At 35.2% G+C, this 26,726-nt stretch carries 23 protein-coding genes and 6 pseudogenes; 4 read left to right on the forward strand and 25 right to left on the reverse strand.

From position 1 onward, the window contains the following. Nucleotides 1-857 precede the first annotated feature (857 nt). A pseudogene (locus MKY09_RS11970) lies at nt 858-2,425 on the forward strand (IS3 family transposase). A 440-nt stretch (nt 2,426-2,865) separates the two neighbouring features. On the opposite strand, the gene MKY09_RS11975 reads toward MKY09_RS11970, so the two are convergent. The 5 genes and pseudogenes from MKY09_RS11975 to MKY09_RS11995 all read right to left on the reverse strand — a co-directional run bounded on the left by MKY09_RS11975 (nt 2,866) and on the right by MKY09_RS11995 (nt 6,246). Continuing rightward, nucleotides 2,866-3,375, reverse strand: a complete 510-nt coding sequence (locus tag MKY09_RS11975; RefSeq protein WP_342566753.1) for a hypothetical protein — start codon at nt 3,373-3,375, stop codon at nt 2,866-2,868. 744 nt (nt 3,376-4,119) lie between these two features. Further along, on the reverse strand, nt 4,120-4,542 hold the full coding sequence (locus tag MKY09_RS11980; RefSeq protein ID WP_342566754.1) for a hypothetical protein: 423 nt from the start codon (nt 4,540-4,542) through the stop codon (nt 4,120-4,122). A 441-nt stretch (nt 4,543-4,983) separates the two neighbouring features. After that, nucleotides 4,984-5,328, reverse strand: a pseudogene (locus MKY09_RS11985) (tRNA-Val4). Nucleotides 5,329-5,349: 21 nt separating this feature from the next. Beyond that, complete coding sequence (locus MKY09_RS11990) at nt 5,350-5,532, reverse strand: EndoU domain-containing protein (RefSeq protein WP_342568239.1); 183 nt, start codon at nt 5,530-5,532, stop codon at nt 5,350-5,352. A 375-nt stretch (nt 5,533-5,907) separates the two neighbouring features. Next, complete coding sequence (locus MKY09_RS11995; RefSeq protein WP_342566755.1) at nt 5,908-6,246, reverse strand: hypothetical protein; 339 nt, start codon at nt 6,244-6,246, stop codon at nt 5,908-5,910. Nucleotides 6,247-6,327: 81 nt separating this feature from the next. Here MKY09_RS11995 and MKY09_RS12000 point away from each other — a divergent pair. Both MKY09_RS12000 and MKY09_RS12005 read left to right on the forward strand, forming a co-directional pair. Beyond that, a pseudogene (locus MKY09_RS12000) lies at nt 6,328-6,408 on the forward strand (SMI1/KNR4 family protein); the annotation flags it as partial. Nucleotides 6,409-6,487: 79 nt separating this feature from the next. Further along, nucleotides 6,488-6,751 (forward strand): annotated as a pseudogene (locus MKY09_RS12005) (polymorphic toxin type 50 domain-containing protein); the annotation flags it as partial. Nucleotides 6,752-6,785: 34 nt separating this feature from the next. On the opposite strand, the gene MKY09_RS12010 reads toward MKY09_RS12005, so the two are convergent. From MKY09_RS12010 to MKY09_RS12095, 18 genes and pseudogenes are all read right to left on the reverse strand, one after another. Beyond that, the gene (locus tag MKY09_RS12010; protein ID WP_342568240.1) at nt 6,786-6,968 is read right to left on the reverse strand and encodes a hypothetical protein; all 183 of its coding nucleotides are present in this window, start codon (nt 6,966-6,968) and stop codon (nt 6,786-6,788) included. A 218-nt stretch (nt 6,969-7,186) separates the two neighbouring features. Continuing rightward, nucleotides 7,187-7,903: pseudogene (locus MKY09_RS12015) on the reverse strand (recombinase family protein). 510 nt (nt 7,904-8,413) lie between these two features. Next, nucleotides 8,414-8,665 (reverse strand): hypothetical protein, encoded by a 252-nt coding sequence (locus tag MKY09_RS12020; protein WP_000268085.1) that lies wholly within the window; start codon nt 8,663-8,665, stop codon nt 8,414-8,416. Nucleotides 8,666-8,671: 6 nt separating this feature from the next. Continuing rightward, nucleotides 8,672-10,162, reverse strand: a complete 1,491-nt coding sequence (locus MKY09_RS12025; RefSeq protein WP_342568241.1) for a T7SS effector LXG polymorphic toxin — start codon at nt 10,160-10,162, stop codon at nt 8,672-8,674. A gap of 151 nt (nt 10,163-10,313) precedes the next feature. After that, on the reverse strand, nt 10,314-10,652 hold the full coding sequence (locus MKY09_RS12030) for a hypothetical protein (RefSeq protein WP_342566756.1): 339 nt from the start codon (nt 10,650-10,652) through the stop codon (nt 10,314-10,316). Nucleotides 10,653-10,671: 19 nt separating this feature from the next. Continuing rightward, nucleotides 10,672-11,100 (reverse strand): annotated as a pseudogene (locus tag MKY09_RS12035) (polymorphic toxin type 50 domain-containing protein); the annotation flags it as partial. An 822-nt stretch (nt 11,101-11,922) separates the two neighbouring features. Then, nucleotides 11,923-13,143 carry a PoNe immunity protein domain-containing protein gene (locus tag MKY09_RS12040; protein WP_340883871.1) on the reverse strand — a complete coding sequence of 407 codons (1,221 nt, stop codon included), beginning with the start codon at nt 13,141-13,143 and terminating at the stop codon, nt 11,923-11,925. A gap of 28 nt (nt 13,144-13,171) precedes the next feature. Continuing rightward, nucleotides 13,172-14,590 carry a T7SS effector LXG polymorphic toxin gene (locus MKY09_RS12045; protein WP_342568242.1) on the reverse strand — a complete coding sequence of 473 codons (1,419 nt, stop codon included), beginning with the start codon at nt 14,588-14,590 and terminating at the stop codon, nt 13,172-13,174. Nucleotides 14,591-14,974: 384 nt separating this feature from the next. Beyond that, nucleotides 14,975-15,439, reverse strand: coding sequence for a hypothetical protein (locus MKY09_RS12050; protein WP_169361526.1), 465 nt, complete (start codon nt 15,437-15,439; stop codon nt 14,975-14,977). A gap of 37 nt (nt 15,440-15,476) precedes the next feature. Beyond that, nucleotides 15,477-15,920, reverse strand: a complete 444-nt coding sequence (locus MKY09_RS12055; protein WP_169361521.1) for a hypothetical protein — start codon at nt 15,918-15,920, stop codon at nt 15,477-15,479. After that, a complete protein-coding gene (locus tag MKY09_RS12060; RefSeq protein WP_342566757.1) occupies nt 15,920-17,596 on the reverse strand; it encodes an LXG domain-containing protein in 1,677 nt (558 codons plus the stop codon). Before MKY09_RS12060 ends, MKY09_RS12055 begins: the two co-directional genes overlap by 1 nt. 293 nt (nt 17,597-17,889) lie before the next feature. Then, nucleotides 17,890-19,443, reverse strand: coding sequence for a histidine kinase N-terminal 7TM domain-containing protein (locus MKY09_RS12065; protein ID WP_342566758.1), 1,554 nt, complete (start codon nt 19,441-19,443; stop codon nt 17,890-17,892). Nucleotides 19,444-19,683: 240 nt separating this feature from the next. Next, on the reverse strand, nt 19,684-20,502 hold the full coding sequence (locus MKY09_RS12070) for a hypothetical protein (RefSeq protein ID WP_342566759.1): 819 nt from the start codon (nt 20,500-20,502) through the stop codon (nt 19,684-19,686). 104 nt (nt 20,503-20,606) lie between these two features. Beyond that, on the reverse strand, nt 20,607-21,221 hold the full coding sequence (gene nadD / locus MKY09_RS12075; RefSeq protein ID WP_342566760.1) for a nicotinate (nicotinamide) nucleotide adenylyltransferase: 615 nt from the start codon (nt 21,219-21,221) through the stop codon (nt 20,607-20,609). A gap of 18 nt (nt 21,222-21,239) precedes the next feature. Further along, the gene (locus tag MKY09_RS12080) at nt 21,240-22,712 is read right to left on the reverse strand and encodes a nicotinate phosphoribosyltransferase (protein WP_342566761.1); all 1,473 of its coding nucleotides are present in this window, start codon (nt 22,710-22,712) and stop codon (nt 21,240-21,242) included. 28 nt (nt 22,713-22,740) lie between these two features. Then, entirely contained in the window at nt 22,741-23,286 is a 546-nt protein-coding gene (locus MKY09_RS12085) for an isochorismatase family cysteine hydrolase (RefSeq protein WP_169358705.1), read from the reverse strand. A 61-nt stretch (nt 23,287-23,347) separates the two neighbouring features. Then, nucleotides 23,348-24,124, reverse strand: coding sequence for an NUDIX domain-containing protein (locus tag MKY09_RS12090; RefSeq protein ID WP_169358704.1), 777 nt, complete (start codon nt 24,122-24,124; stop codon nt 23,348-23,350). 139 nt (nt 24,125-24,263) lie between these two features. Further along, nucleotides 24,264-24,638: an immunity 22 family protein gene (locus MKY09_RS12095; protein WP_342566762.1), complete on the reverse strand. Its 375-nt coding sequence runs from the start codon at nt 24,636-24,638 to the stop codon at nt 24,264-24,266. Nucleotides 24,639-24,795: 157 nt separating this feature from the next. Between MKY09_RS12095 and MKY09_RS12100 the strand changes: the two genes are divergently transcribed. Continuing rightward, a complete protein-coding gene (locus MKY09_RS12100; RefSeq protein WP_342560551.1) occupies nt 24,796-25,179 on the forward strand; it encodes a hypothetical protein in 384 nt (127 codons plus the stop codon). Nucleotides 25,180-25,489: 310 nt separating this feature from the next. On the opposite strand, the gene MKY09_RS12105 is transcribed toward MKY09_RS12100, so the two are convergent. Together MKY09_RS12105 and MKY09_RS12110 are read right to left on the reverse strand one after the other, a co-directional pair. Continuing rightward, a complete protein-coding gene (locus MKY09_RS12105) occupies nt 25,490-26,272 on the reverse strand; it encodes a GNAT family N-acetyltransferase (protein ID WP_342560550.1) in 783 nt (260 codons plus the stop codon). Nucleotides 26,273-26,282: 10 nt separating this feature from the next. Next, complete coding sequence (locus MKY09_RS12110; RefSeq protein WP_342560549.1) at nt 26,283-26,720, reverse strand: GNAT family N-acetyltransferase; 438 nt, start codon at nt 26,718-26,720, stop codon at nt 26,283-26,285. Nucleotides 26,721-26,726 lie beyond the last annotated feature (6 nt).

The raw sequence follows: 26,726 nt of genomic DNA on the forward strand, positions 1-26,726 counted from the left end.
ACTCCTTTTCAGATATTCATAGTGGAAGAATATAAATATCTCCTGTTCTTTCGATATTCTCTGTCTAAGACTTAGCAAATTATTATAAGTTTACCTTCACATCTAAAGTTCTAAATGAAGATGGAGCATTTGCTTTAGAGGCATATAATTGGGGACTTTCCAAATTAGACATATTAAATATTTCGCCATCTTTAAATTCTATAAAATTTTTCAGCCCCGCTACTAATTCTTTATAGTCAATTTTTTCGTAAATCTCAATAGGTAACGTCACTATTATTATGCATTATAATCAAAGGCAGCTGTTTCGAAATCTTCCGGAAGGCTATATAAAGATAACGATAAAATTTCTTCTTTATTTTCTATTGCCTTAAATAAATTCTTTTCTACTCTTATTCAAGAAGAAATTTTACTACTAACTGCTTCTCTAGAAAAAGCCATATAGTTTGGAACCAAATTTATTGACTTAACAAATTAGATATATAGTTATAAAAATCTCCCCACTTATTTGAATCTAAGGAATCAACTTTACCATATAGCACTATGGACGTTGTTAACTTTTCTACGATTATATATAACCTCAACTTTCATTATTTTTCTATGAAAAATGAATATATCTCCAGCTCTATTATTCAAGATTCTTTGATTATCTTGCATTCTTTCAATAAAATCTTCAATATTGTCAGTTTTACTTGGAACTTTGTTCTGATCAATTTACTGTCTACTTTTTCCATAGCTAATTAATTGTCTTCGTATCTTTGAAGGAACAGAGTGATTTCCATTATCCCCCTCTGTTAGGATAGAAGTCGTACGAGGCTAACGTGATATGATTAAGTAAAATACACGGAGGTCGATCGTTAATGACAAAACAAAATGGAACACGTTACACACAAGAACGAAAAGCAGAAATTTTGAAGCGTATGATGCCACCTAACAACGAAGCGGTTTCGCAAATTTCCAAAGCGGAAGGTATTTCAGAAGTGACGCTATATAAGTGGCGAAAGCAAGCTCGCGTAGCTGGAACTGCAACGCCAGGTAATGGACAAACAAGCGACAAATGGAACAGTCAAGATAAGTTTTTTATCGTGATGGAAACATTTGCGATGAATGAACTGGAGCTTGCGGAGTATTGCCGTAAAAAGGGTTTGTATCTGGAACAGATTGAAGCATGGAAGAGTGTTTGCCTTCAGGCAAATGGGCAAGCATTTGATCAGTCCAAGCAGTTGAATGTTCAACTAAAAGAAGAACAGAAACGTGCAAAAGCATTAGAAAAAGATTTACAAAAGAAGGAGAAAGCGTTGGCGGAAGCTGCGGCATTACTACTTCTAAGAAAAAAGGCCCAAGCGATTTGGGGGGACGACGAGGACGAATGATTGACCCGGCAAATCGCACACTAGCCGTGAAATTAATACAAGAAGCCAATCAAAATGGTGCACGAATAGCGAAGGCTTGTCAGGAGCTACACATCAACGTACGTACGTATGAGCGTTGGGTATCCGATGGCGGAGTGAAAGTCGATCAGCGACCACTTACAAAACGTCCCGTACCGAAAAATAAATTATCACCAGAAGAAAGAGACGAAATTATCACCGTTGTGAAACAAGCAGATTACGCGGATTTACCACCAACACAAATCGTTCCGAAGCTCGCAGATAAAGGTACTTATATTGCATCTGAATCCACCTTTTATCGTGTATTAAAAGAAGAAAAGATGCAAAATCATCGGGGACGTAGTGGTAAGCCACAGCGAAGAATCCCAGAAAGCCATCTTGCGACGGCTCCCAATCAAGTGTGGACATGGGATATTACCTGGTTGGGTGGACCCGTGAAAGGTTTATTTTATCGACTCTATTTGATTCTAGATTTGTTTAGTAGAAAAGCAGTCGGCTGGGAAGTATGGGAAACAGAAGAATCCAAACATGCGGAAGCACTCGTGAAAAAAGCAGTGATCAGTGAAAAAATTCAAGGAACGCCACTTGTTCTACATTCGGACAATGGTAGCCCGATGAAAGCTGCGACATTCCTAGTGTTACTCGAGAAACTGGGCATTCAAAGTTCCTTTTCAAGACCACGTGTGAGTAATGATAATCCGTATTCAGAAGCGATGTTTCGGACGCTAAAATATCGACCTGATTTCCCGCATAAAGGCTTTGAAACACTCGAAAAAGCAAGACAATGGGCGCAAAAGTTTGTCCATTGGTACAATGAGGTTCACTTACACAGTGGGCTCAATTACGTAACGCCAGTACAGTGCCATACGGGAGCACATTTGGCGATATTAGAAAGGCGAAAAGATGTGTACGAAGTTGCGAAAGAGAAGCATCCTGAGCGATGGGCTCGGAAAACGAGAAACTGGGCACCACATGAACAAGTAGCGCTTAATCCCATGCGGGATGAGGCTAAAAAAGAAGTATTAGTTAAACCGTAATCCCCCGTTACCCTGTTGGTTGGAATGGAAAGAACGCTCTTCCTTTCCATTCCAATCAACAGGCCAGCAAGCACAGCGCGGTAGCCTAGACTGAATTAGGGGTTACAAGATTATAAGAACATGTATTTTTAAAATACTAAACTAGCTAAATGCGACAACTATATTGACAAACACCGTTATACTGTACACAAATTATAGATATTTAATACTTAGCACACTAATAATAGTATAATATGTCTGCTCACTTCTATCCAAAAAAGAAAAAAGCACTTGTGGCCCATAAGCGTCAAGTGCTTTAAAGTTTATTTGTTTTTAGATATTATAAATTTATTTTCATTAATACTACTACGTAGAAACTTATATGTTTGTACGAGCTGTTAGTTTAATTGACTATCTTATTTTTTTAATATATCATCAATTAAAGTCGATACAATATCAAGTTATTTTTCTATTTCCATTATCAAACTCTCTAAATTCAAAATATCTTTTCTATTCTCGTTGTTTAAAACTCTTAATTCATTGACATAAAACTTAGCTTTATTTACTACTTCACTTTTGAAGTTCTCATAAGTAACTTGTTTGTCTTCCCAATCTTGATGAATTAGATTAGGCATTTCTTTCGTTTCTATTGCACCACTTCCTTCAGGTTTATCAGCAGTTACTTCACTTATCCTTACAATATTTTTTACTTTTTTTAGTTCAATCCAAACTTTAAGTTTTTCAATATCACTTATTAAAACATAGTTCTCGGTTTTCAAAATTAAAACCGCTTTTAAAAAATAATAAACCCACCAATAAATAGATACTGAAAATTCATCAATCTCTTCTGGGATAATAATACCGTAGGTTTCGTTATCAATTATAAATTGAAAATACCCATCTGCCCCGTTTAGCTCCATTTCTTCAACATTTTCATTTTCAAATATTTTAAAACATATTTCGAACATCATTTTCCTCCTTATTTGGTCATTTTTCTAATATCCTCAACCGTAAACTTATGTCTTCCATATACACTACCAAATTGACCGTCAGGATGAATAATTCATCCATCCATCCTTTCCCTGCCTATTTCATATGTTAGATTCCCAGTTTTCCCCTGACTTTTCAAATCATTATAAGCAATTTCGACATATTTATTTAAGTCATCCTTACTCCTCTTCGGATTAAAAAAACTAGATACTAATTTATCTGCTAACTAAGAATCTGATAAATATTTTGATTGTCGCTTAATAGATTTCTTTATTATGTTTTTTTATGCTTCATATTTGATGAACTTAACAGATACTTTATTTCTAATACACAGGTACTTTTAATATTAACCTCAACATCCTTCACCTCCACAGAGTTTATAGAATGCTTGTTTTCTCCACTTTCTTTTGATCCTAAATGGCAAGTTCTACAAGGTCCTTCTCTTCCTCGATTTCTTCACCTAATTTTGTTAATATCCCCATTGGTGTTAAGGAAAAGTTCAGGTCCCTTGTCTGATTTAGATGCATTGTCCCTTAGGGTCTCAATTTATTTGTTTTCCAATTGAATTCATGACTCCAATTCAATCGAAATATAACAATAAAACCTTGAAAGGTTTTAACCAATCAAGGTATTTTTTAAAATAATAGAATGAGCATTCTCTTGTAATAACCATTTAAAAATTACTAGTATTCTTTAACATCTTTAAGTTCCTTATACTAGTAATATTACTTAAATTTCCCCAAACTATAATAAGGATTAGATATATTATCGCCTATTTCATCAATTGTTTCCTTTATTTCCTCTAGTATTAATTTATCTACTTCCTTATAAGGTTCCAGGGACTCTTTTATTTTATTAAAGCAAACTTCTAGACCAAGATTTACTACAATAGAAAGAATAATATCTACATCATCATAGGAATCTATATTCCATAATTTAGAGAGTGTTATATCAATATCATTTCGTATATCACTTTTTAATAACTCGTATGTCATAACTTGTCTGTCTGTTAGTTGACTAAGGATTAATAAAAAACTATCCTTTTCAATTTCATTATTTCTAAATTGAAATAATATGTTTTGAAACATTGATATTAGTGTATCAGTTGGTATTCTATCAGGCAGATTCTTAATTTCATTTATATCCACATTTTATTTCCCTTCTACTGAAATATGAACCTCATTTAAAGATTGATTTTTTGTCCATGTTCCGTATGATTTTAACTGTTTATTCCCGATCTTTATCTGTGCAGTCCATCATGAACCTGATGCTGATCCTGGATATTTGCTTGCCGCTATAGGGTCTGGAGAATGCCATCGAATGATAGCCTTTTATCCATCGGAAAGAAAATAATTATCTTCTTCCTGGAGATTCGTATTCCAGCTCATTTTTATGTGTATTATTAATCAACCTTTACCTTTAACATAGCCTTTTTCTAATAAAGAAACCTTTAAAGGCCTCTAGCCAATCAAGGAATTATACAATGAATTATTTCTTAATCAGGTGAAAATGAAATATTTTAGGATTTAAGATATAGATTATAAGATTAACTATATACCATACTAAAAATATTTACGTTATTTTAAACATCAACCTTTGAATATTTCTTGAATTTTATCTCTCCATATTAACAATAACTCTATAAATTGTTCAGTTTCCATTTTATTTCTATAAGGTTCTTCGGTTCGGAAATTATTTTCAACAATTATTACATCTTTTTGTATGAAAATACTTGTAGCATTTAATTCAATTTCAAAGTCTTCATATACCCCTTCTAAAACTCTCTTAATATATTCTATATATTCTATATATTAATCCACCTGATCTTCTGATGAAATATTTCCAATAAAGTCAGAGAAAAGACTTATATCTTCCGGTAAAACAATTCCAATATCACCAAATGGATCTTCCTTAAATTCATAAGAATATCTCATTTATCTTACTCACCTACTATTCTATTTTTTATACAATGGATATGCTGTAGCTATTGAACCATCCTTATTTAAGTACATTTCTATTTTAATTCCTGATGAAGTTACGCCTTTATACTTATTTGAACCTATCTGTTGTTTAGATTGATAAGCTTCATCAATAGCTGCTAACACATCAACACGGTTCCATTCCTTCGTAGCCGCGATACCACGATTGTTATACGATCGTCTTTAGTTAAAATAAAACCCAAAATTATAAGCCCAAGCAATATAAGAATTCTCTTTCACGTAATTTTATTGTTTATCGCCACGAGATTTGTCATTGTCGTTAGTTTTTTAGCCATTCCATGTCATAAAACTACCCCTGCCATGTAAAATGTCATCTCGTCCCTTTCTCATTCGTGTTTGGTTCCCCAAAGTTTTAAAACGATACCTCATGATGGTACTACCATCATGAGCTCTCGATTCACAAACTAATCATTTTCAATTTGCTTCTCACAAATATCAGCTATATTAATGTAAATAAAAGAAAAAACCTTTAAAGGCATTTAACCAATCAAGGTAAAAGGTTAATATCAGCTATTATTTATATATTTCTCTTTCCCATACTCTCTTTCCGTCGATTAAAAATAATGAACTTGGTGGATCATTATAGAGAGAAATTTCAACCAATGAACTTTTTTCTTGTTTCAGCCAATTATATACACTGCCTTCGTTAGTAGAAAGATGGGATAAAATATGATTTACTTGAAATGCAGTTGCATAATATTCTGCGTACTCGGGATCATCCTCATCTAATCCATTGTCTGTCTCAAAAAATGTGTCTGTTTTTCCTACAATTCTTAATCCACTGTTCCACTCTATTATGATCTCTACACCTTCATACTCTATTAATGTTTTAAATAAAGAATCTGCTTCCATAGACAATCCTCTTTCTTATTTTATTCTGATGGTTTTGCCGGTACAATATGAGCACCATCTTTTCCATAGTGTATCATTCCTGTAACAGACAAAGTTTATATAGTTAATTTTGAGGGTGGAGATGAACTGCTGTTAAAAGGAGAGTTAAAAGAAACTTGGTAATCGTTTATTGATTTCTTGAAAGCATATTTTAATTGTTAATTATTGTTCAGTAAAAGATAACTCATAGATACTTAATGGTGTACCTTCTTATGGAAAGAAGTCAGTACCTATGGGTCCTTATAGAGAACTAAATGGATTTCCCGCTAAAGTAAAGCCAGGTTCTCAAGAAAGGCATATCCCTAATACGCCAAATTACGAACAAGAAATAGCAAATGGAAAAATCAAGAGTATTTTCTATGGCGATAATAAGACTGCACAAGAATTGCTTGAGAAGTTTGCAGGGAAAGCAACCACTGTTACCAACAATAAAGAGAGCGTGGACTTTGGTAAGCCAATAGGTAAATAATATGACACTGTGACTGGACAATATATAGAGACTAATAAGTATCCAACACTAATACAGAATTTACTGACATTTCGCTTAAAACAAGATATTGCTTCGGAAAACCATGTTCTTTTCTAGAAAGGAGTGTGTATGATTCAATATTATTTTCTTCATCTGCTATATCTAGTAATTCAAAGGGTACATCTTCTTCCCAAAAAGGTTCTGCATGTTGGATATAAAATGGTGTTGCTTATGCAAGTTTACACCCACATAAATGTGTTTCTGTTTTTCATACATGGTTCATCCTCCTATTCAGTTGTCATTTATTGAATGAAAATGCCGACAACCTTAGTTCGAGCGTTCATTATCCGGTGCGCATTGTTACGAAAGCCTGTCCATTTTCATCTTTACATAGGAATATATAAGAAAGTGAGTCCCTTTTTTAAGTAACTTCTAAATTATTGCTTCATGTTTTCCATTTGCTTGTATTTGCCCGTATGTATAGATCCCTTGATATAAACTTTCTCGGTCTAATATTCACTTCACTTGTACTTTCGTAAATGCTTTCCCTTGGGTTGTTTGATACCCTTCTTCATTCAATGCTTCTGCCAACCTAGACAGTGACCAATTCTTATATTTTTGTTTAAGTTGAAATAATCTTTTTACTACTTCTGCATGCCCGTTATGTATTTTTAGTTCCTTTTCACCTTTCTGCTTTTGGTAGCCAAATGTTGCTCTTCCTCCTGCACATCCACCTTCCTTCGCTTTCTTGTTTATGCCTTTCGTTAGTTTTAGGGCAATTTCAAGCCGTTGGTATTGGTCTAATAACTGCATGAATCCGTTGACCAAAAAGTCGTTCGGGTCTTTCTTATGGATACTGTAAAATGGTTGTTCAATACTCTTAATATCACAACCAAATTTCTTCAACTCTCGTTGTATCAACACTTTTACAACATCTGACCGCCATAATCGGCTTGTGTTCAGCACCACCACATAATCAATTTGGACAGACGAAAGGTGAGCCAACATCTCCTGTAGGCCCACCCTGTCTATTTCGAATGCTTCTTCATTTAGTTTTGCGCCACTAATTCCTTCATCTCTAAAAATATGTATCAAGTTTAAGCCTTGTTCCTTACAATATGCTTTAATTTCCTCTTCTTGATATTTCAAGCTATATCAATCTCTTGCCTGCCCTTGAGTTGAGACTCGTATATATCCAACAACGTTCAACTTTTCACCCTCCCGTTACATAAATTGTAATTTTCGTAACGCTTTTTAAGGAATAGCGAGTATTATACGACCTTCTCTTGTAAAAATACAACCCAAAACTTTAAGCCAAGGTAGCACAAGCAAACACTTTCACGTTATCCATTGTTTATCGCCACGAGCTTTGTCAATCTCGTTAGTTTTTTACCCACTCCATATAATAACAACCCCTGCCTTGTAAAATGTCATCTCGCCTATTTATCGTACTTGTCACTTTAACCGAGTATTAAAACCAAACTCCATGATGGTACTACCATCATGAGCTCTCGATTCTCAAGCAAAACATTTTCTTATTGTCTCACTCAATTATCAACTGTTTTAATATAAATTAAAGTAAAAAACCTTGAGAGGCATTTAGCTATATCTCTTAAATACCTATATCTAATAAAAAATTTATAAATCATAAGCAGGCAATTAAGATTCAATAGTTGTTCGATCAACGAAATTTTGATTTTCTTTAATAATCATTCTTGAAAGTCGTCTTCCTGCTCTCTTAAAGAAGAATTCATCAGCGAATTCTTGTGAGTCAATTTGCGATAGTTGGTTGATAACTCCATTTATTTTATCATATTCAATTCGTCCCATTAAATCTTCATTCGGTCCATATTGATAAACCACTCTCTCTTCATCCTCAAATTCCTTCAACATTAAAACAAAAACTGCCATGAATCTTCACTCCCCATAGTTTTTCTCCCAATTCCATGGTCTTCCAGATTCTATAGTTTTGTCATGAGCTGTTCTATAATTAGTCTGGAATATACCCTCAAATTTTGACTCGAAAATTTCGTGATGTAATAATTGTATATCAGAATCTACTTGTTTCCCATCTATCAATCTTTGCCATGCTTGAGCTAGTTCGTAGTCTGGATCAAATCTCCCAACTCCATAATCCTTTATATGAGAGTTATTAAAAACATGATCTTTAATCCTTTGTATTCTAGCAACAGAAAAGCCTGTATTTTTAGCAATTGCATTCACATCTTCTGTTCCTAGATTTCTAAATTTTTCATACATTTCTTCTGCAATAGCTTCTTCCTTAAAGAACTGCTCTGGGGATATATTTCTTCCACCAGTTTCAGCATATTGTATAGAATTACCCGTACCCTTATCAACTTCCCCAGCTGTTTCTATTTTATAAGAAGATGAATGAGAGATTACAGGTTGATTATTTAACAACTTCTTAGCAGGATTAGATGAGGTTGACTTAATTAAAGGTAGCGCTGTATCAATTAATGGATCAAGTACCGCCCCACCGACTACTTCCATACCAAATTGAATAGTATTCTCTTTCCAGTTATAGTCTTTTGGTCGACCAGTTTCACGACCGGCAATCTCTGTACTTGCCATGACGGTACCGACCATAGCTCCTTCTTTAGTGGCAGATAAGATTCTCCCTTTAGATAAAAACGGAAGTCCTGTCTTCATACCTAAACCCGCACCTCTTAAAGCTTTAGTGAGGCCTATATCGCCAATAGTATAGCCTAAAGTATCAGCTATTGTTTGGGCAACTTTAGAATTGTGTTTAGGTAGATTATAGGTGCTTTCCCCATCATTTAAATTACCTGCAAATAAATCTCTCCAAACTTCTGTAGGATTTTTATCACTATCAAATGTTTGCATTAAAGGAAACAATACGTTTTCATGGGTACCTGCCGTGACCTTATTCGACACATTAGCTACAAAGACACCACCAGATTCGAAGGATTTATTAAGTGAAGTCTCTTTTTTTATATTTGAAATTACTATTAAGTCAGGACTGATAAAAGGACTTTCTCTGTTAATAAATCCACTGAAGCCAAACAAAATTGGTCTCTTATATTCTAAAATTGATAATAACTTATCTGTATTCCAATTGTATTGGTTGTGGAAGCTGACACTCAAAGTTTGTCGTGCCTCCAGCTCCATTTTTAAAGTATTTCTCGAAGACAATATCCCCCAGCGACTCGGCTGAAAATGGACATCGGTTAGACCACTATGAAACATTCCTTGCATATCCGTTAGCCATGTGTCCATCGTCTGAATGTCCTGTTCCACAGGATTCAATGACACGGTCTGAGAGTAATCGAACTCGTTCAACTTTTGTACGGTATCATCCCGCTTCTTTTTGGAAGTAATGACGCCTTCCTGAACTGCACTGTCATCGAGATGAGGGAGGGCCCTGATATCACGATTGAATAATTAATTAGTAAATTTCACTATATTAACTGCAAACAATTTATTTGTTTATCAATTGAAGTCTTGACTTCAATTTTGATATATCAATAAAACCTTGACAGGCTATAGCCAATCAAGGTTTTATTGATTAAACAGTAATTTATTTTGGAATATCCCGTTTCCATACACTTTGTCCATCACTCAAAAAGATCTGACTTGGTGGATTATCGTAAAGTGATATTTCTATTAATGAACCTTTCCCTTGTATTAACCAACTATATATACTACCTTCTTTACTAGAAGGATGAGCTAAAATGTCACCAACTTGAAATGTAATTGCATAATATTCGGTATAATTTATATTATCATCATCCAATCCATTGTCTGTTTCATAGAGTGTGTCTGGTTCACCAATAATCTTTAACCCGCTATCCCACTCTATTATAAGATTACTATCCTTGTGTTCTTTTATGGTTTTTACCAAAGAATCATATTCCATATAATTTCTCCCTGTTTTGTTATTTAAGTGGTTCAGAAGGCACTATATGTGCGCCATCTTTTCCATAATGAATTATTCCTCTAGTAGTCTCAAGGTATTCGCCGGTATCGACATCTTAATATTTTCCGATTGTTTCACTAAAGTCTACTCTTTCTTTTCTACCATTTGGTAGTAGCTGACCTTCTCCAGCGTACTTATCAAGCAATACTTGTGCTTTTTTATTATCCCCATAGAAGATACTCTTGCTTTTTCCATTTGCTATTTCTTGTTCGTAATTTGGCGTATTAGGGATATGCTTTTCTAGAGAACCTGTCTTTACTTTAGAGGGAAATCCATTTACTTCTCTATAAGGACCAATAGGTACTGAGTTTTTTCCATATGAAGGGACACCATTACCTTTCCCCTTATCCTCAATCTTTTCTATCTTCTTTTTCCCATCTTTAATAACATCACTAACCTTATCCACCATTTTAAGTGGCTTGAAAACGGTGAATAATGCGGCTTCCGCAACGGATTCCTGTGAAGGGTCCTCTGACATGGTGATGATGTCCCCTATTAAAAATTCTTCTATCTTTGTTATGGGAGGGAATATGTCTTCTAATGTTTTTCCACTGCCGATTCGTTCTTCCGGAATAATCTGAACATATTTATACTGTTGGGTACCTGTCCGACCATAATATTGTCGTATAATCTTCCCATCCGGTAATGTATAATAAGTTCCTTCGATCACGCTCTCTTCTGAAACGCTACCATATTCATCGGCAACTTTTTTTACATTCACTGCTTCATTGATGAGTGTTTCCGCCTCTGTGGCGCTAATCAGCTGTTACACGGATGGAATCAGGTTGTTCTTCCAGAAATTCAAATGGAGAGGATTCCCGTTACTCTTATTCACTGCAGGACCCATAAACACATTTGGTCTTGAAACCTGCCCACCAAGTCCAAACGAGATGGTTGACACCCCTTGCAGATAAGTTTGGAGCATACTGGATAGTTCCTCGGTTAAAGAGTACTTTTTTAATATCGGAAGAGTCGATTCACGGGTTGCAAGATCCCATACCAGCCTCTTTTTTGCAGGGTTCACACTCCACTGTGATGTCTGAAAGTGGATAGAACTATCTTCTAAAGCTAAGACAAAACCACTACTGCTATTATGTATTTTAAATATCTGTCAGTCTATTAGATTAGAAGGAACTTGAAACTAAGGAGAAGAAGGAGTGTTAGAAAACGTTTAAGAAAATCGTTTTCTAACACTCCTAAAATAAGATTTTTATAAGCCATTTATTATTCTAACCTCATAAAGATTCTTCATTTGAACCGATACAGGGATATACATATAGTAATCTTGATCGTTATCCATTTCTAATCTTACTAGTTTCACTTCTTGCTCTAGCCAGTCATTTGGTATATCATCCATATAATCTTCTACTTTTTCTTTATAATCAAGTTGTAAAATATATTCTTGATCCACGAGGGCAAAAACGATTAATGTTCCAAGTAAATCTTTAGTATTTTTTTCGCGAACAAACTCTTCTTCCTCAAACCAGATATCTTTCAAATTATATTTGTTCCAAAATTCAGAGGAGGATATATTTTCATAGTCTTCAATTATTTGATTTACCATTTGATGATATTTTCTAGGTATAATTTGTTCCAAATTTCGATTACATTCGATTCCGAAATGATAATCCTCTTCCATTGATGAAGGTTCATCTTTTTCTAACTGTTTTAATGGTTCAATATTAAATATCATATCTTTTTTATAGTGGGCTAAGTCGTACGGATAATGATTATTTGCTTTTAGTGTACTGTCATCTAATTTAAGGATTTTTGCTAGGGCTGCAGTTTCAAAACTCCAAAAGCCAAGATAACCTGGCTCTTTATGTGAGTTTTTCCATCCATAACTATAGTGTCCTTGAAACCATTCTTTTTCGATATATTTTTCTATTCTCGTAGAAGCTTCCACTTTGTTTCTGAAACTTAGCTCAATAATTTCTAATGACTTAGAATAAGGTTTCTTCAATTCAAATTGTGATGATTTTATCTTTCGTTCAATTTTATATGAATATAATAAGTAATCCAGTAGAACATCATCTACATGTTCACCATCTGCAATCTTTGCTAATCTACGTATGTTTTCTTTGTCAGTTTCAAGTAGTATACCTAAAGCAACCATCCAAATAAAATTAACATAACGTACTTTTTTATATCCAATATACTCTAGCATCATTAATGCTTCTAGATAATCTTCTTCTAAATCTGCACATGCTCTCCCTATTGAGTACTTGGCCCGTATCAATTCAGTATATAACTGAAACAAAGAAGATCTCGTATTAAATATAATTTGTTCGTTATCCAATGGGTATCTTTGAATATTTTCTTTTACATCTTGTTTTATTCTTTCTATTTTGTTATTTTTTTCTTTAATTAATTTCTCTTTAAAGTCAATGGTTTCTTTTAAATATTCTAAATCACATAAAAAATCCCTCATTAAATCCCACCTCTTGTTATGTTTTCAATTATGGCCAAGTTCCTACAATTTTCCCCTCTGTATCCAAACGAAATGTAAGTGTCTCTCCTTTTGAATTAACTTTGGATAAAACTCTTTCGATTTGACCATTTTCTAATGCATCCGAAATTTCTGTTGCTAATTTCTCATTTCCATTCACCGCTTTTATTATTCTGCTTTTTCCCGAACCCATACCTAACAACCAATCATTCGACATTTGCGGACCATCTAGTTTGGTTGTTCCTAATTGTGAAGTACCAAATTTTGCTTCGTCAATAACATACTTTATAGCACTATTAGTATTATTATTTTTATTTAATCTATCAATTCCTTTAATTATTTTATCATTCGGAGAAGTTGGTGCTACATTTCCGATACGCTCCAAATCGTAACCAGCTTGTTTCAGACTTTCATTATTTACAAGATTATCATATGCTTTGTATTCCCCATAATTGCCCTTTTGTTTATTTGAAGCTTGATTCAAATCAAAACCATCAAATTTTGAGTTTATATCAGTTTTGATGTCATTGATTGTATTACTAGATTCAACATCCCCCACAGATTTTTTAGCATCCTTTGCTTTTTCCGCCTTCTTTTGTGCATCAATGACCTGTTCTACAAAATCCTTCCCTTCCTCTACCCCTTCAGCGGCTTTTTTTAATTTCCCCATTGGTGTAAGAGAAAAAAGTGCTATACTTTTATCTATTCTCGAAGCATTTGGGTCCTTCAACGTTTGAAAATCATTTAAAAATAGCTCATCTGCTGCGATTTCTCCACCCTTTTTAGCAGCTATACTCAAACCTACTCCCATGGCAAACAATCCATCCGGAGTTCCGGATCCGTTTCCACCTAGCACTTTCCTCATTCCCTCATAGGTAATAGGTTCATTCGCGGAATATGTTTGAGGAGTAGAAGGACTATCTACCGCCAATTCTGGATTACTTTTTAAAATTGCTGCGTAAATTTCGTCCAATTCACTCGTCTCATGTTCCATATTTTCATTTATATTTTTTGTGGGTGAATGAGTAGGGAGACTAGCAAAACCTAGAATACTAGGACCATATAAAACGTTTGGTTTTTGGATGAATCCCCTGTAGCCAAATTGGAGGGGGCTTGCCCCTGTTAAAAAAGTGTAAAACATGGTCGTCAAGTCATGATTTTTTGGTTGGACGGTGGTGTCTCCTGGAATCCGTGAAGTACGTGCCTCCAGCTCCATTTTCAAAGTATTTCTCGAAGCCAAGATCCCCCAGTGACTCGACTGAAAATGGACATCTGTCAGGCCACTTTGAAACATTCCTTCTAAATCCGTTAGCCATGTGTCCATCGTCTGGATGTCCTGTTCCACAGGATTCAATGACACGGTCTGAGAGTAATCGAACTCGTTCAACTTTTGAACGGTGTCATCCCGCTTCTTTTTGGAAGTGAAAATAACTTTCTAAACTCATTCTTACTCGTCTACGACCTTCTCTAGTAAAATTACAAACCATATCACATTCTTATTGTCCCACTCATAAATCTTCACTTTAAATTACGAGCTTACCCATTGTCTTTAGTTTATAGGTTTTGCAGTGTCATAAGTCCCCACACCATGTAAAATGTCAAATCACCCAATTCACGTACTTTTCTTATTATTCCTATACAAAATAAAACTCCATGATGGCAGTACCTTCATGGAGTCTCTATTTTTAAACGGATCATTGCTCTTTTTGTCCATCTTAAATATTTTAATTGTATTTTAGTTCACTTGCTTTATGTGCCTATACGTAAAACCCTTTCGTATAACTAGTTTAGGCACTAGAGTGCTCTAAACACGTTACCTTTCCTCTTTGCACAAATGATTGTAATGACCAAATCCAGGAAATACATCCCAGTTTCTTTCAAGGGTATCGCTAGTTTCGCGCTCCTCGACTGAACCGGTATTTAAATCTCTCTTTTCCATTGCTATATAACCATCTTCTCGGAAGCCTAAAATCAAGGTACTTACTTCCGTGTCAGTTTCATCATCATATTCCCAATACATAGCTGTTCTTAAAAAAATCTTACCATCACTCATAACTTCAAAATCATAATTTAAATACTTACGAATCAGGTCATCATAAAACCCAACCGATACCCAATCATTTGTAACATTTACAATATACTTAGGTTTCTCATCCTCTACTAATACCGCCGTATATGGTTCTTGTTTTTGATGGTATGTGTATGCAGTACGGTCATCAATTATGTTCCAAGGCTTCTTTTTAATGTCCGACCATTCGTCACAATAATAAATTTTCATAGTCAATTATACAACTTCCCCTTCTACATAATAAACATTATTCGAACATTACTCCAAAGCTAACATTTTCAAAATTCAAATATGCGTTACAAATATCAGAAGTATAATAGGGTTCAACATCTTGAATTTTTCTTGAAGTAATAAATAATCCAAATCCTGATATATCATTCCAATTTTTTTCAAATACTTGGATTTCCGTATCTGTATCATCATTAGCTACAATTATTTCTACATTTTGGTTAACTAATTGAATAACCATTTCATGAACCTTAATCAACTTATCAATTTCTTTATAAATACTCTCCTTTAGAAATTCTATGTCAATTATATCAATATCAGTTTCATAATATTTACGATCATCATATTTATAGCTATTTACTTCTATATTTTCATCATATTGTTTCTTAAATATATTGCAAATCACTTCAATTTCTTCTTTCTTTAATTCATGTTCTGAGAGGTAGGTGTTAACTAATCTCACTATTTTACAACTCCTTTGTCAATTAAATATTTGTATTGTGAGTCACTTAATTTAAATGCTGTATTCATAGTTCCATCTGAGTTAATAAAAGTCCATTGTTTATTATCTTCGTTATAAATATGCGTTCCTTCAACGTTTCTATATTTTCCTTGTTTTCGAACTCCAGTATTAATCAGCTCTGAAACATCATTTTTGAATAATTCCACACTAGATTTACTACCATCAGGATAACTTCCAAAATCTTTTCTGTGTTTACTGAAAGCCTTATCTATTGAGCTTTGTTTAAATACAACATCATCGGCGCTACTGATAAATTTACCCGTACCCTTAGTCTCAATCTCAACATCCTCCACGGATTTTTTAGCATCCTTTGCCGTATCCTTTGCTTTCTCGGCCTTCTTTTGAGCATCAATGACATGCTCTAAAAAGTCCTTCCCTTCCTCTATCCCTTCAGCGGCTTTTTTTAATTTCCCCATAGGCGTTAAAGAAAAAAGAGCGATTCCCTTGTCTGTTTTAGAAGCATTAGGGTCCCTTAGGGTTTCAATATCATTTAAGAGAAACTCATCTGCCGCGATTTCTCCACCCTTTTTAGAAGCTATACTCAAACCTACTCCCATGGCAAATAACCCATCCGGAGTTCCGGATCCATTTCCACCTAGCACTTTCCTCATTCCCTCATAGGTAATAGGTTCATTAGCGTAATATGTTTGAGGAGTTGAAGGGCTATCTGTTGCCAATTCTGGATTACTTTTTAAAATCGCTGCATAAATTTCGTCCAGTTCATTCGATTCATCTTTCACATTTTCATTTATATTTTTTGTGGTCGAATGAGTAGGAAGACTAGCAAAACCTAGAATACTAGGACCATATAATACATTTGGTTTTTGGATGAATCCCCTGTAGCCAAATTGGAGGGGGCTTGCCCCTGTTAAAAAAGTGTAAAACATGGTCGTCAAGTCATGATTTTTGGGTTGGAGGGTGGTGTCTCCTTGAATCCGTGAAGTACGTGCCTCCAGCTCCATTTTCAAAGTATTTCTCGAAGCCAAGATCCCCCAGCGACTCGGCTGAAAATGGACATCGGTTAGACCACTTTGAAACATTCCTTCTATATCCGTTAGCCATGTGTCCATCGTTTGAATGTCCTGTTCCACAGGATTCAATGACACGGTCTGAGAGTAATCGAACTCGTTCAACTTTTGAACGGTGTCATCCCGCTTCTTTTTGGAAGTAATGACACCTTCCTGAACTGCACTGTCATCGAGATGTGGCAGGGCCACGATATCACTGACACTGTCCATGATACTGTTCGCCTCATTGGTGAGGGCTTCTGTCAGATTGCCGATCAGTGTTAGGCCCTGCTCCAGCTCTCCCTCTAGAAATTCTTGCCTTATGTATCCTGCTGGATCTGGCTCTAGTGATAGGAGGGCAGATTCCATTTGTTGAAGCGTTTGAAGATAACTAACGGAGAACAGCTGGAAGAATTGTAGAAAGGGCTGGTGACATTCTGCATAGAAGTCGCGGATAGCATTGCCTCCTGCGCCCTTTAACAGCTCGTCCATTTCAACTAAGCCACTTACCGTTCTTTCGATATTCTCTGTCTCGTTTTTCAGGCGCTCAAGCATAGCCATATTTCGTTTCAATCCATCTTGAAGTAAATCTACATCTAATATTTTCATAGGCAACCACACCAAATGTTCGGTGTTAGGAAGGATTGCCTGTTTTCATTATTATACAATATTCCCCTAGAACTAGGCATACTTTCTCCTCCTCTAGCAATCTCTTTTTATCTATAATATTCCATTTATTATAAAGAAAGGTAAAGGATGAAATGGATTAAATCATCAAAACAATTCATAAGGATTACTAATATCTAGAAAAATTAAGTCTATTGTATTAATTAATCCTAAGTCTTTATTCTTATTTATAAAAAAAAGAGTAAACAGATCACCTGTTTACTCACTCGTCTTTATTAGATTTGAAGTAATAGTTCGTCAGCATTATATATTGCTACACAGTTCCTACCTTTATTTTTTGCAGCATATAACGCTTGGTCAGCTTCTCTAATTAGCTGTTGAATGGAATATCTATCTTCTCCTACTTCCAGAAGAGCATGAGAGATCCCGAAACTTGATGTTACTTGTATTTCTTCATTATAAAAAGCGACTAAGCTATCTTCCACTGCTTGTCGAATTATATTTGCTCTATTAGCAGCCTCTATCAAAGAAGTATCCCTCATACAAATAATGAACTCTTCTCCTCCGTAGCGACCCATATAGTCTGTGGAGCGTAAGTTTTTCTTTACTATGCTTGTGACACTAGTTAGGATTACATCTCCTGCCTCGTGTCCATAAGTGTCATTTACTCTTTTAAAATGGTCTATATCAAACATGACAATAGAAATATTACCTCTATCTATCGATATATCATCAAATACTACTTCCGTTTTTTTCATAAAGAATGTACGGTTTAATACCTGAGTAAGCCCATCTATGCTTGCCAATTGTTTTAATTTTTCTTCCATCTGTACTTTTTCCGTAACATTAATAAAGGTAATAATTTTACCGACCTGCAACCCACTTTTATTCATCACTTCTGTAAAATTTATTCGAAAGTGTGTAACTCTCTCGTCTAGTAAGCTAGTATAGTCAGACTCTATTTCTTCATCTAACCTCTCAATAAGTTCGGGATTTTCAGCGAGAACCTCTGCAATAGGTTTACCAATATGATGACCACTTAAAGTCGGAATTACAATTAGTGCTGCTTTATTATAATCAACGATCACCTTGTTTTGATTTAAAACAAGCACTCCTTCCTTCAGGCTTTCAAATACACTATCCCTAGCAATGGGAGCGACATTGAACATTTGTAAGGATATAAGAGCTATCCCGTGGAACGTAAAAGCAATACTTAAAGAAATCGGGCCTAGATCTATTCCTTCACTCCAATCATTTAAATAAAAATAATTAGCTATTATAGGCGTAATAAAGCCTGCCACCATCAATAAAGTTTGCATACGAAACATAAATAAAGATTTACGATATTCCCTAAGCAATAGGAAGACAGATATAGTTAAGCATAAAAATAAGAAGATAGCATGAACATTAAACCATGGGCCCCATTCTAGCTCTAACAACGGGAATGGACCATCTCTATTTATTTTCATCGATTTATAATAAAGATGATGAAGATCATTCGTTTGCATCATAAATATCGTAGTGATGGGAATGATGAAAATAGCATAGTTCCATGTTTTAATCTTGCGTCCTACATACTCCATACACATAAATAGAACAAATACAGGAATGAATGGCATGGCAAGGTACTCAACTTCAAGCCAAAACTTCATTTCTTTTAAGGTCGAGCTTGCTAATTCAAAGGCATAAGCAAATGTGAAAATCGATGACAATATGGTAACTAAAATATACGGCTTTACTCCCGGAGCATCTTTCGCTTTAACTCGTATATATAAACTAAGAAACAAGCTTATTATGCCCGCTAATGTTACTACTAGAATGTGTGTCAATAATTTTTCTCCGTTCCAATTGATCTTTCATGCATCCTATATTATATAGTAGTAGATTATTCTGTACTAGAGACTGTTTTGCTATTTTGTGTCATGAATACACTTTTCTGGCACGAGAATAATCACTTTATCTTCCTCAATGTTGCTCTGTAAACTTTAAAAAATCCCTATCGTTCTTAACATGTTTAAAACACTTAGAACGATAGGGTAAACATCACAATATTTTATTTTTCCTCTCATCTAAATACCTTCACTCTTTAATCTAGGATTTCTTAGGCTATCGAAAACCAAATGATGATCCTTTACTTCCTCTGCTTTACGATTACTATATAGCGCCATGTCTCTAAGCTCAGCCCATTCGTCCGCATCCTCATGATTACGACTAAACATGTATTTATCAAAGGGTCTTAGCCTGATGGATAATATAAATGCGTGTAAGTTAACCCATTTTTTTAAGGAAACAAATTCACTAATTATCCTTCTTTCCTCATCTGTTTTCATTTGGATATCATTTTGTCTAACCTGTGCCTGAATCATTTCAACTAAATAGGACTCCATTTTTTCTTCATCCTGATCGGTAACCAGCTCTATATCACTTGCTACTTTCCACAACTCATCCGCCTTTTTCACGGCATCTACTATTTGATGTTGATTTTCTATAATTATATCGGGGACATGCTTGACTACATCATATGCTTTTTGTACATCCTCCGGGAATGGACCTAATTTCCTTTTAATTTGGGTAAATATGTTTTTATAGTTTTCATAGTTACCTAGCCTGTTTGCAGTTGCCCATCCAGCTCCAATATGTACAAATTTCTCAATACAAACATTAAAATTGTTTGCTAGTAGCGCCTCTTCCTTTATCTCCTCGAAGTAAGGAGCACTTCCATCGTTGCGTAAAATCACTTGTTCTGCCGCTGGAGCAAAAGTGAAATAATAATAAAGTTCCCCTTTAAAAGAAAATTTCGCTGGAAAAACATCTGGTTTTTCATCTTTGGTATAAAAAGGTTTTAATGCCTCTTTGATGTTTTCAGGTAAATTGTGCATTCTGATCATGAGCTCATATCTCCCAATTTTATAGATTTTGCTAGACTATAAAAATTCTCCATAAATCTTTTATTAAAAAGGAGGCGCCTACGGTTTAGCTAGGCGCCAACAATTTATTTCCGTTGATAGAGTGTATTTTCTAGGATGTACTCATAACATTTATCTGGTAGAAGATATCTCGGCTCCCCACCCATTGCGAATTCATCTCTAATATAGGAGGAACTGATTTCCATTGCTAGTCCCTTGTCTATGAGGTGAAATCCTTCATCGTTGTTTCTTAGGATAGGGGACTTGCTGATTACCTTGAGCATATCAATTCCGTCCCTTGCCATGACAATAAATTTATTTTCCTTCACTAAATCTTCACCGTTTTTCCATTTACCTGCACCTATATCAACTAGTAAATCTGCTCCCATTATGAAGAATACTTCATCATTCGGGTATTTTTCTTTGAAATGCTTCATCGTTTGATACGTATTTGCATTCCAGGCTTCCTGATTCATCTCATAATCATCTGCCTCGAATTTTTCATTGTTTTCGATAGCGAGTAAGATCATATTCCAACGATGGTTGTCTGCAACATTCATCTCTTTATCTCTTCTTTTGTGCGAACAAGGTAAAAAGATTACTTTATCTAAACGACATCTGCGCCCAATCGTGCTTGCTGTCCATAAATGGACATTCGTGATGGGATCAAAGGAAGATCCATAGATTCCGATCCTAGCCATATTAACTCCTCCTATAAGCTATTTTTTCTGTTTCATCATTTGCTGTGTCTTTTCTTTTATTTCTGCGATACGATTCATCTTGTTATCCCAGCATTTTTGGCTCAGATCTACCGGATACTCTTCTGGATTTAACGGGCGCTTATATTCATCCCAAAGTAGCTCTAGATTTTCTTGAACATTTTCTCGAATCTCTAATATAGAAGGAGTTTGATACGTAAGCTTGCCGTTTTCAAAAATCGTATGGTGTAGTTCTCTTGCTTCAAAATTAGTAACAAACTTGCTTATAAATGTATGAACCGGGTGGAACATCTTTAATCGTTCTTCTTTTTGTGGCTCTTCGGTTTCTAAAGCAATGTAGTCCCCTTCCGATTTCCCATTGTTCCGATTAATGATTCGGTAAACCTTTTTCAGACCAGGTGTCGAAACCTTTTCAGGATTTGCACTTATTTTGATGGTATCTACCATCTCCCCGTCCGTTCCCTCTATAGACACGATTTTGTAAACTGCTCCTAGGGCAGGTTGGTCATAGGCGGTAATCAGCTTCGTCCCAATTCCCCACATATCTATTTTAGCCCCTTGTGCCTTCAGGTTAAGAATCGTCGCCTCGTCTAAATCATTCGAGGCAGATATTTTGGTATCTTTAAATCCTGCTTCATCTAGCATTTTTCTAGCTTCTTTAGATAAGTAGGCCAAATCTCCGCTGTCTAATCGGATACCCTTAAAATTAATCTTATCTCCTTGTTCCTTCGCTACTCGGATCGCATTGGGCACACCAGATCTCAATGTATCGTACGTATCTACTAAAAACACACAATCCTTATGACTCTCTGCATACTTGGTGAACGCTGTATATTCGTCGATATAAGCCTGAACCAATGAATGTGCATGGGTGCCTGCAATTGGAATACCAAACAGTTTTCCAGCTCTCACATTCGAAGTTCCATCGAACCCTGCAATATAAGCAGCTCTTGTACCCCAAATAGCCGCATCCATTTCCTGTGCTCGACGAGTACCAAACTCCAATGTTATATCTTCTCCAACCACTTGTTTAATACGTGCTGCCTTCGTTGCAATAAGCGTTTGGAAGTTAATAATATTTAAGATAGGTGTTTCAATTAGCTGTGCCTCGGCCAGTGGTGCCTCTATACGCATAATTGGCTCATTCGGGAAAACTAGCTCGCCTTCTTTTAGGCTTCGTAATGTACCAGTAAATCGAATACCCTTCAAGTAATCTAAGTATTCCTCTTCATAGCCTTGGTCTCTTAAATAATCGATATCTGTCTCAGAGAAATGGAAGTTGTTGATAAATTCGATCACTCTCTCCAGACCAGCAAAAATAGCATAGCCATTCCCAAATGGCAGCTTACGAAAATAAACCTCGAACACCGATTTTTGATTATGAAATCCATCTCTCCAATACGTTTGGGCCATATTAATTTGATACAGGTCCGTATGGAGAGCTAAGCTATCGTCTTTATATAATCGTTCCATTGTACTAACCTCCCAGTCTAAATTTCGATTAAATAACCTCTGCCCCTATAGACCCTTGGAAATGCCCTAGAGCCCAGTCATGTCCTACTTGATTGAAACTTGCGACTGCATCCTTGTGCACAATGACCTTAAAACCTTTATTGTAAGCATCCACTGCAGTATGAAGCACACAAATATCCGTACATACTCCAACTAAATGAACCTCGGTAATTCCTCTTTCGCGTAGCTTTATCTCTAAATCCGTTCCTGCGAAAGCTGAATATCTTGTTTTGTCCATCCAATATACTTGCTTGCTCTCTTTAGACGATTCGTATATCTCCTGCAGGCTACCGTATAATTTACGACCTTCTGTTCCTTCTAAATTGTGAGCAGGGAACAATTTGGTTTCCGGATGATACGGATCATTTAAATGATGTACGTCTATTGCAAACACTACGTACTGATTTTCCTTGATAAAAGATTCTGTTAGTCGCGTAATCTCTTGCTCAATGTCTTGCCCTGGCTTTCCGCATGTCAATGCACCATCCGTCGCAACGAAGTCATTCGTGTAATCAATGTTAATAAGTGCTTTCATTTTATTTTCCTCCTACATATTATTTTAATAAACAAATTGTTAATCATTGATAATAAAAAAATTAATATCTAGCCGTGTAAATAGACTTCACAATATCCATTTCCAAAAATTCGTATAATGCAGCAGGAGACTTAGATGTTCTCTGTGTCTTCTTTCCCGGAACCTTTTGAATAAACGGCAGTGTCTTTATTTTCCTAGCAAAGGATTGCTCGCTTAGGATACCCGGTTCATCGGTTACAGTTGCTAATACTGCCTGAAGCTCTGAATAAGTGAAATGTTTTGGCAAGAAGTTTTTAGCAACAGTCGTTTGGAGCAAATCATTTGTAATCATGTGAATAGCATCTGTAATGATTTCCCGATGGTCGAATGCTAATGAGAGATTTAACACTTCTTCAATGGAGAATAACTCCACTTCTGCTGCATCATCTGCAGCCTTTCTTTTAGAAAGGTAATCCATCGGAACAATAGCGTAATGAGCATTCGTAATAATCCATCCACGGGGATCTCTACCAGGTGTGTCGTACACCCCGAAATGTTTGATCAGCACATTTTCAACGCCTGTTTCTTCCTCAAGCTCTCTCTTAGCTGCTTCCAAAGCCGTTTCATCCTCTTGAACAAAACCCCCTGGTAGCGCCCATTTTCCTGCCTCTATATTTGTATCGCCTTCAGCGTTTTGTAAGGCCCGCTGGATCAGCATTAGCTTCAGAGACATGATAGGTGGCTTATGCTCTTCCTTGTTCTCTGCAACTATTGTAAAAACTGCGATATCTGATGTATAGCCGTCCGGTGTTTTATATTTTTTGATATCATACTGCTTTAGTGCTTCTTCGTTAGACATGTTTATCACTCCTTCTGAAGAAAAAAATCTTTTCCAAAGGTTTTTGATTAACAATTCGTTAACCTTAATTTGATTGTAATATTTGGAATTAAAAAAGTCAAACGAAAAGTCAAAATTAAATACAAATAGTTTACTCCTTTTATTCGTACCTAGTAGTAATTACGAATACAAAGTCGCTAGCTGCTTGGATATTATTTTCATACTCAAAATTATAAATTAATATTAATGCATTATATGGTTTTGTTATATTAATTTTCTTTTTAACATTTGGGATTATAACATCATCATATGAACACCCTTCTAAAAGTTTGGATAGATCATCACTCTTCTTACTAACAAAATCTTTTTCAATGAAGTCCTCGTCTGTTTCATCCATATCAATATTAAAATCCAAATAAAATTTAGAAGGAATGGAATCTCCATCCTCATCATAAGTTACATCCACGTACCCATATAACAAGCTCTGGTTTTTGATATTACCAAGCCAAATGGAAACCATTCCTTGCTTATACATCCTCATCTACTCCTTCATATATTTGTTGCGAATAAACTACTCATTAAACTCGAGACAATCTGATCGCTTCTTTTTGGAAATATACCCCAATTATAATTCGCATGGTATAATCATTGTGTTACTTTTAGCAATTCTAAATTAGAGGAGGAAAGGTGATATGAGGAAACCAACCATTCAAGTAACCGTTATAATATTAATAGTTGTGATTTTTTTTGGTCCCTTGTTATATGACTACTACACGAAGCCGGAAGATTCCTTAGAACTATATCAAGAGTTAAGATTCTCAGAAGAATTCTCGAGTGTTCACCATTTGTTGGAGCCGGGCTACGAGAATTATTTTTCTGAAGAGGCATATGACGTATTAAAAAGCGAGAAAGGTAGCCCGTCAATGATTCGGCAATTCACCGTTATTCAGTATGATGATGATACAGAATCAGTTCTTATAGAAACCAGTCCTGGGACGAATAAACTAACGATCCTTCGGGCAGAAGTGCTCCCCGAAGCAATAGAGAATTATTTTAAGGAATTCGATGAAGAATAGCTAATTAAGCCATTTTAACTCTTTTCTTGATATTTATAATATACAAAGGAAGATATAATAAAAGTTATACCAACTATCATAAAAACGATATGGTGGAATGGTTCAATTAGAATATATAGATTTATAAATAACATCAAAAATATAAACACTATACTAAAATATAAAAATCGGGCATATTTCATTTTAATTACCTCATTTACTTATTTAATGTTTTTGCATTTAGGATAGCTACAGTTCAAAACTACTTATATGAAATAGATTTATAAATAATAGCTTAGTTCGATTAATACGAACCAAGCTATCATGAAAATTAACTTTGAATTTCTTTAATACTCTTCCCGCTTAAAAATGCATGACCCGCTACTGCTTTATGTACTGTCTCAAAACCATATTTTTGATAGACCTTTTCGATGGTTTCATTTATAGGGAAAACCCATAGCTTTTCAATTCCCTTTTTTGTAACTTCTTGCTGAATATGATGAATGATTTGTCCGATTAATCCTTTTCCTCTAAATGCTTCTAATGTTGCTACACTTTCCATTCTAGCTTGATTGCCGTCTTCAAAAATACAAGCCGAGGAGCAGGCTACCCCATCATAACGAAGTAGATAATGAGTGAATGCTGGGTGATTAAATTGCTCCTCAAAAACCTTTTCCATTACTTCCAGACCACCGAACTCTTTTATACTTCCCTCAATCTCAATCGCTTCTCGGTAATTTTCATTTGTCACTTTTTCAATTGTCACCTTAGGGTCAGCGGAGATATCAATAACTTTGTTATCCCATAGTTGTACCGGACTTATCAATTCTTCATATTTAAAATTTCTCGATTTTAGTTCGGTCAGTAAGTTTTGCTGGTTTTCTAGGTCATAAATGTAGAACCTCGGTACGATGTTTTTGGATTGAAAAAAGTTTATGACTTCTTCAGCTACTTCATGTGAATTGTCGCAAGCAGTCATTATCCTTGCATGATTAGCATCATAGTAGTCAGGCTGATTCTCGTTACAAAATAGAATCCCCCATGATCTATCAATTCTTCTAGTAAATGTTTCGCAGTATGCTATATCTAGCATATGTATAGTTTGCATGTTCATTAAATTACCCCTATCTATTTTCATACATTAAATCTTTTTTCATGTAATAATGGTCAAAGTCCCGACCAACGTTAGGCAGAGTTCCATACACTTCATACCCATGTTTTTTATAAAACTCTAATGCCTGAAAGCTTAAAGTATCCAGTTTAATGAAATCACATTTTCTTTCCTTAGCTATTTCCTCTGCTTTTATCAACAACTTTGAACCATACCCGTTCTTACGTAGCGATTCATCCATTATCAAAACATGAATTTCTAGCCAATTCCAGCATACTTCTCCCATTATTCCTCCTAGCACTTGATCCTTCTCATCCTTTATAAATAAGTTAACTTCCTCATATCTCCCTCTCAAGTCCTCAGGAAAGTGTGCTAGATTAAAATAATACAATCTTTCATTAATATTTTTTTTAGATTCATCGGTATCTTCTCGTATTATTCTCAATTCCACTGTTTT

Source organism: Psychrobacillus sp. FSL K6-4046, from assembly GCF_038624605.1.
In the GTDB taxonomy this organism is placed as follows: Bacteria; Bacillota; Bacilli; order Bacillales_A; family Planococcaceae; genus Psychrobacillus.

Bases quoted from the DNA above. Each gene is read 5' to 3' on its own strand.
- MKY09_RS11975 (WP_342566753.1), bottom strand. From the start codon at position 3,375: ATGATGTTCGAAATATGTTTTAAAATATTTGAAAATGAAAATGTTGAA.
- MKY09_RS11995 (WP_342566755.1), bottom strand. From the start codon at position 6,246: ATGGAAGCAGATTCTTTATTTAAAACATTAATAGAGTATGAAGGTGTA.
- MKY09_RS12020 (WP_000268085.1), bottom strand. From the start codon at position 8,665: ATGGCAGTTTTTGTTTTAATGTTGAAGGAATTTGAGGATGAAGAGAGA.
- MKY09_RS12030 (WP_342566756.1), bottom strand. From the start codon at position 10,652: ATGGAATATGATTCTTTGGTAAAAACCATAAAAGAACACAAGGATAGT.
- MKY09_RS12040 (WP_340883871.1), bottom strand. From the start codon at position 13,143: ATGAGGGATTTTTTATGTGATTTAGAATATTTAAAAGAAACCATTGAC.
- MKY09_RS12050 (WP_169361526.1), bottom strand. From the start codon at position 15,439: ATGAAAATTTATTATTGTGACGAATGGTCGGACATTAAAAAGAAGCCT.
- MKY09_RS12060 (WP_342566757.1), bottom strand. From the start codon at position 17,596: ATGAAAATATTAGATGTAGATTTACTTCAAGATGGATTGAAACGAAAT.
- MKY09_RS12070 (WP_342566759.1), bottom strand. From the start codon at position 20,502: ATGATCAGAATGCACAATTTACCTGAAAACATCAAAGAGGCATTAAAA.
- nadD (WP_342566760.1), bottom strand. From the start codon at position 21,221: ATGGCTAGGATCGGAATCTATGGATCTTCCTTTGATCCCATCACGAAT.
- MKY09_RS12080 (WP_342566761.1), bottom strand. From the start codon at position 22,712: ATGGAACGATTATATAAAGACGATAGCTTAGCTCTCCATACGGACCTG.
- MKY09_RS12085 (WP_169358705.1), bottom strand. From the start codon at position 23,286: ATGAAAGCACTTATTAACATTGATTACACGAATGACTTCGTTGCGACG.
- MKY09_RS12090 (WP_169358704.1), bottom strand. From the start codon at position 24,124: ATGTCTAACGAAGAAGCACTAAAGCAGTATGATATCAAAAAATATAAA.
- MKY09_RS12095 (WP_342566762.1), bottom strand. From the start codon at position 24,638: ATGTATAAGCAAGGAATGGTTTCCATTTGGCTTGGTAATATCAAAAAC.
- MKY09_RS12100 (WP_342560551.1), top strand. From the start codon at position 24,796: ATGAGGAAACCAACCATTCAAGTAACCGTTATAATATTAATAGTTGTG.
- MKY09_RS12105 (WP_342560550.1), bottom strand. From the start codon at position 26,272: ATGAACATGCAAACTATACATATGCTAGATATAGCATACTGCGAAACA.